Origin of the sequence: uncultured Succinivibrio sp. (assembly GCF_902756765.1) — a bacterium.
GTDB lineage: Bacteria > Pseudomonadota > Gammaproteobacteria > Enterobacterales > Succinivibrionaceae > Succinivibrio.
In genome coordinates this window covers 1-5,090 of the sequence record NZ_CACVSS010000112.1, presented here as the reverse complement: position 1 = coordinate 5,090, position 5,090 = coordinate 1, and the positions used below count along the sequence as shown (strand labels likewise).

Below are 5,090 nucleotides of genomic sequence, written 5' to 3'. Positions count from 1 at the left end.
GGTAGATTATCCTGATGCAAACATAGATGAACTTGCAAAGCTTGCTGATGAGAGAATGTACAAGGCAAAGGCCGAATATTACAAGAATAATGGACTTGATCGCCGACATACCTCAATTTCGCAATTAGATTCAATCAGCTAGATCTCCAGGAATTCGGTGGCAATACAGATTGATTTGTTTGTCACCGATATTTTTCTTCTATTTATTGTTTTTTTATGTCCCTTTCGGCTGATGGTTAAATATAATCTTTTTCTTTTCATAATCTTTTTCTTTTCATGGTAAAATTAACTCAGTATTAAGGAGTTATTTTATGCAGCATAGAGTAATTGAGATTGGAGATATCAAGGTTTCCAATCAGAATAAGTTTGTTCTATTTGGTGGAATGAATGTTCTTGAGAGTCGTGATCTTGCAATGAAGGTCTGTGAACATTATGTAAATGTTACCTCAAAACTTAATATTCCATATGTCTTTAAAGCAAGTTTTGACAAGGCAAACCGTTCTTCTGTATTTTCATACCGTGGTCCTGGTCTTGATGAAGGCATGAAGATTTTTGAGGAACTTAAGAAAACCTTCAATGTTCCTGTGATTACCGATGTGCATGAAGTCTTTCAGGCTCCTATCGTTGCTGAGGTTTGTGATGTTCTGCAGATTCCTGCTTTCCTTGCAAGACAGACTGATCTTGTAGCGGCAATTGCTAAAACCGGTAAGGTAATCAATATTAAGAAGCCTCAGTTCCTTTCTCCATCTCAGATGATTAACATCACACAGAAGATTGAAGAGTGCGGAAACAGAAATATTCTGCTGTGCGACCGCGGCACAAACTTCGGCTATGACAATCTGGTTGTTGATATGTTAGGCTTTGGAGTTATGAAACAGGTATGCGGTGGCTATCCTATTATTTTTGACGTTACACATTCTCTGCAGTGCCGAGACAGTACCGGCGCAGCCTCAGGTGGCAGAAGAGCCCAGGTTGCAGATCTTGCTCGTGCAGGTATGGCTGTGGGTATTGGCGGTCTATTTCTTGAAGCTCATCCAAATCCAAATGAGGCTAAATGTGATGGTCCTTCTGCTCTGCCTTTGGATAAACTTGAACCGTTCTTAAAACAGTGCAAGGCAATTGATGATCTGGTTAAATCATTTGATGAACTAGATACCTCAAAATAATCCTTTCAAAATCAATGCTGGTGATTCTGCCAGCATTTAAATTTAAGTCTGCCACTTTTTCTACTAAAGTAGATAGAGAGTGTTAAAAGCTTTTCTCAATTTGATGGACCAAGCCGTTAATGTCCTAGAATGGTATTTTGGATATGATGGAATCGACGACCAGAAAATAAAAAATTAACCTAAATGATATAAAAAAGAAAAGAGATGGACTCAGCTCTCATCTCCTTTCTACATTCTGTTCTGTGTTCGTTTACTGATTATCTCTCCAGACTTCTCCTGCTATCTCCTTAACCAGCTTCAGTTTTGCCCACTGATCATCTTCGGTTAATTTATTGCCGATTTCACAAGAAGCAAAACCACACTGTGGTGATAGATTAAGTCTGTCCAGATCAACGTACTTTGATGCCTCTGCTATTCTTTTCTTGATGAATTCCTTATCCTCAAGATCGGCTCTCTTTGAGGTAATTAAACCTAGAATAACCTTTTTATCCTTAGGAATGTATTTCAGACATTCAAAGCCGCCTGAACGTTCATCATCGAACTCAAGATAGAAGGCATCAACGTTCTCCCTAGCAAATAAGAAAGGAGCAATCTTGTCGTATGGACCTGTGCAGGCATAGGTTGAGTGATAGTTGCCGCGGCAGACATGAGTGGTGATGGTCAGATCAGAAGGTTTGCCTTCAAGAGCAAGATTATTTACTCTCAGATATTTATTGGCCTCGTCCTCAAAGGAGACATTTCCGTTCTGACGGTTTGCCCAGTATTTCTCATCTACGAACATTCCCCAGGTACAGTCGTCTAGCTGAATATTTCTACAGCCGGCTTCATAAAGTTCTCTGATGACTGTTCTGTATGCTGCACCGATATCTTCAATCAGAACGTTGATATCAGGATAGAAGGACTTTGTATTCTCGATGTTGTCCTTTCTGAACAGCTCTGCCAGAAGCTGTGCAGGAGCAGGGAAGGTCTGTTTGGCTACAGTATTTTCATCCTCAAATTCTTTTACATATTTAAAGTACTGTACAAAAGGATGATTCTCACCGGTGATTTTTCCTGTTACCTTAATTGACCCTTTTGCAGTTTCTTCTCCGTGGAAGAAATAACCGTGGCTTAATTCTGTCTCTTCAATACCATTTAGTCCCCAGAAGAAATCAAGATGCCAGTATGCTCTTCTGTATTCACCATCGGTGATTACATGGAAACCTGCATTTTTCTGTTTCTGGATAAGCTTTGCAATTTCTTCGTTTTCTACAACATTAAGCTCTTCTTTTGAAAGTTTGTTTGCCTTGTACAGAGTTCTCGCATTCTTAACAGCAGAGGGTCTTAAGAAGCTGCCGACATAGTCAAATCTGAATGGTATTGTCTTGTTCATATAGATCTTTCCTTATTATTTAGTTTTAGTAAGGATAAGTTATATGATAGAAGGGCTTTTTTCTAATACTGATTTTGAATAGTTGGATATAGCTTCATACTATATCCTGAAACTAAAAACTGAAGAGCTCTTTGATAAGCCTCTTCAGTTTTAGATTATATTCGGTCTATATCTATAGATTAGATATCTTTTGCGAACTGAACAGCACGACCGATATATTTAGCAGGGGTTAGACCTCTTAGTAGAGCCTTTGCCTCTTCTGGCATATCAAGCTCTTCTAGGAAGTTCTCCATGATTTCCTTGGTAACTTTCTGACCGCGGGTAAGAGCCTTTAACTTCTCATATGGATTCTCAATGCCGTAACGACGCATTACAGTCTGGTATGGCTCAGCTAAAACTTCCCAGTTGTTATCAAGCTCAATTGCTGTATGCTCAGCATTGGCCTGAAGCTTTGAAATGCCCTTTAGAGTAGACTTGTAGGCAAGAATTGAGTAACCGAAGGCTACACCTAAATTACGCAGTACAGTTGAATCGGTAAGATCTCTCTGGAAACGTGAAATTGGAAGCTTGTTGCCTAAGTGAACAAACAGGGCATTTGCAATTCCCAGATTACCCTCAGAGTTTTCAAAATCGATTGGGTTAACCTTGTGAGGCATGGTTGAAGAACCAATTTCTCCAGCAATAGTCTTCTGAGTGAATACACCGTTTGAAATGTATCCCCAGATGTCTCTGTCAAAGTCGATAAGGATGGTGTTGAATCTGTCAACTGCAGCAAACAGTTCTGCAATGTAGTCATGAGGCTCAATCTGAGTGGTATATGGATTAAAGGTCAGACCTAAATCCTCTTCAAATTTCTTTGAGAACTCATACCAGTCAACATTTGGATAGGAAACACTGTGAGCATTGAAATTGCCAACTGCACCGTTGATCTTGCCCATGATTTCAACAGCTTCGATCTGCTTGCGCTGACGACGCATACGGTATACAACGTTTGCCATTTCCTTACCGATAGTGGTTGGAGAGGCTGGCTGACCGTGGGTTCTTGCTAAAAGAGGAACGTCTGCATATTTGTGTGCAAGCTCTGTGATCTTGGCGATGATTTCATCAATAACAGGAAGAATAACCTCCTCGCGGGCAGTCTTCAGCATTAGGGCGTGAGAGTTATTGTTGATATCTTCTGAGGTACATGCAAAGTGGATAAATTCCTTTACCTTTGCAATCTCTTCGCATTTTGCAGTCTTATCCTTTAAGAAATACTCAACTGCCTTAACATCGTGGTTAGTTACAGCTTCACGCTTTTTGATATCTAACGCGTCTTCTTCTGAGAAATTAGCGATGATGTCATCAATAAAAGCAATTGTTTCCTTTGAAAATGCTGGAACTTCCTTAATTTCCTCGCAGGCTGCCAGGTGCTTTAACCATGTAAGTTCAACCTGAACTCGGAAACGCATCAGACCATACTCTGAGAAGATTGGTCTTAGTTCTTCGGTCTTAGAACCGTAACGTCCGTCCAATGGTGAAATTGCAGATAGTGATGATAAGTTCATTTTAATCCTCATTAGAAAAGTACATCGAACTGTTAGGAAAACTTTTTCGCGTATTCTAAAATTGCCTTGCGACGGAATACCAGGAATCGTCTTCTGCCGCCAACCTGTCTCCACAGAATTACAGCTCTGATACCAGCAAGCAGCAGTGCTCTTATCTTCTCCTGATTCTCAGGAATTCTAAGATGACGCTCCTCTCCGTAAATCAGGAGTTTTGCAAAATTAGGGCTGATAATTGACTGATAAAGAGAACCGAAAAGATGAATGTTGGTTGGATCGTTAACAACAGATATACCAGCTTCAAAAAAGTCAGGATGTTCTGCGGTAACAGCTCTTTTCAGACCGTCGATTTCGTCAGATAGTCTGCCGAAGATCTTTGAATTTCTCTCAACGTTGTGGGCAAGAGAAATCAGCTTTAAGGCCATTTTGGTAACTTCAATGGTTGTAGCAGTCTTGGTAACATCAGATTTGCCGAAACTGTCCACAAGCTGTTTGAATCCAACCATCAGTCTTGATGGCTCATAAATATCCTCAATTGTTCTCGGATCGGTAACCAGAAGTGCTCTGAGTACACATGAAACAGACTGCTCGTCATAGTAACCGGTTGATGCCAGTCTCTGAATCTGAGTGCAGCACTGAAATAATGCTGCAAGTGCGATTGTCTCTGATTTAATATCGGTCATACAGCTAATCCTTGATGTGACTATCAATAACAGCTCCACCTAAACAGTCAGGTCCGTCATAGAAGACCACTGACTGACCAGGGGCAACAGCAGCAACAGGCTTTTTAAACATAACCCTCAGGTTTTCCTTTTCGCGGTAAATTGTACATTCAACATCAGGCTGACGGTAGCGAATTTTACAAGTGCACTCAAATGGTAAGTTTGGACAATCTGTTATCCAGGTTTCTGAAATCGCATTCAGTCCAATTGAGTATAAAGCCTTGTCATCATTGCCTTCAGCCACGATTAGGGTATTGTTTTTAACATCCTTGTCAACAACATACCA

5 protein-coding genes are annotated in these 5,090 nt (G+C 40.4%); 1 reads left to right on the top strand and 4 read right to left on the bottom strand.

The window, feature by feature from the left end; all coding sequences use genetic code 11:
* Nucleotides 1-311: 311 nt before the first annotated feature.
* A complete protein-coding gene (kdsA, locus tag QZU45_RS10795; protein ID WP_295355180.1) occupies nucleotides 312-1,166 on the top strand; it encodes a 3-deoxy-8-phosphooctulonate synthase in 855 nt (284 codons plus the stop codon).
* Nucleotides 1,167-1,416: 250 nt separating this feature from the next.
* Here the strand turns inward: kdsA and QZU45_RS10790 are convergent, their stop codons facing one another.
* The 4 genes from QZU45_RS10790 to QZU45_RS10775 all read right to left on the bottom strand — a co-directional run.
* Nucleotides 1,417-2,538 carry a 5-methyltetrahydropteroyltriglutamate--homocysteine S-methyltransferase gene (locus QZU45_RS10790; RefSeq protein WP_295355178.1) on the bottom strand — a complete coding sequence of 374 codons (1,122 nt, stop codon included), beginning with the start codon at nucleotides 2,536-2,538 and terminating at the stop codon, nucleotides 1,417-1,419.
* Nucleotides 2,539-2,717: 179 nt separating this feature from the next.
* Nucleotides 2,718-4,085 carry an adenylosuccinate lyase gene (gene purB / locus QZU45_RS10785; protein ID WP_295355176.1) on the bottom strand — a complete coding sequence of 456 codons (1,368 nt, stop codon included), beginning with the start codon at nucleotides 4,083-4,085 and terminating at the stop codon, nucleotides 2,718-2,720.
* 32 nt (nucleotides 4,086-4,117) lie between these two features.
* Complete coding sequence (locus tag QZU45_RS10780; protein WP_074841569.1) at nucleotides 4,118-4,765, bottom strand: DUF489 family protein; 648 nt, start codon at nucleotides 4,763-4,765, stop codon at nucleotides 4,118-4,120.
* 4 nt (nucleotides 4,766-4,769) lie between these two features.
* Nucleotides 4,770-5,090: aminomethyltransferase beta-barrel domain-containing protein (locus tag QZU45_RS10775; protein WP_366925493.1), on the bottom strand; the 321-nt coding region annotated here is incomplete at its 5' end.

Bases quoted from the DNA above. Each gene is read 5' to 3' on its own strand.
- kdsA (WP_295355180.1), top strand. From the start codon at position 312: ATGCAGCATAGAGTAATTGAGATTGGAGATATCAAGGTTTCCAATCAG.
- QZU45_RS10790 (WP_295355178.1), bottom strand. From the start codon at position 2,538: ATGAACAAGACAATACCATTCAGATTTGACTATGTCGGCAGCTTCTTA.
- purB (WP_295355176.1), bottom strand. From the start codon at position 4,085: ATGAACTTATCATCACTATCTGCAATTTCACCATTGGACGGACGTTAC.
- QZU45_RS10780 (WP_074841569.1), bottom strand. From the start codon at position 4,765: ATGACCGATATTAAATCAGAGACAATCGCACTTGCAGCATTATTTCAG.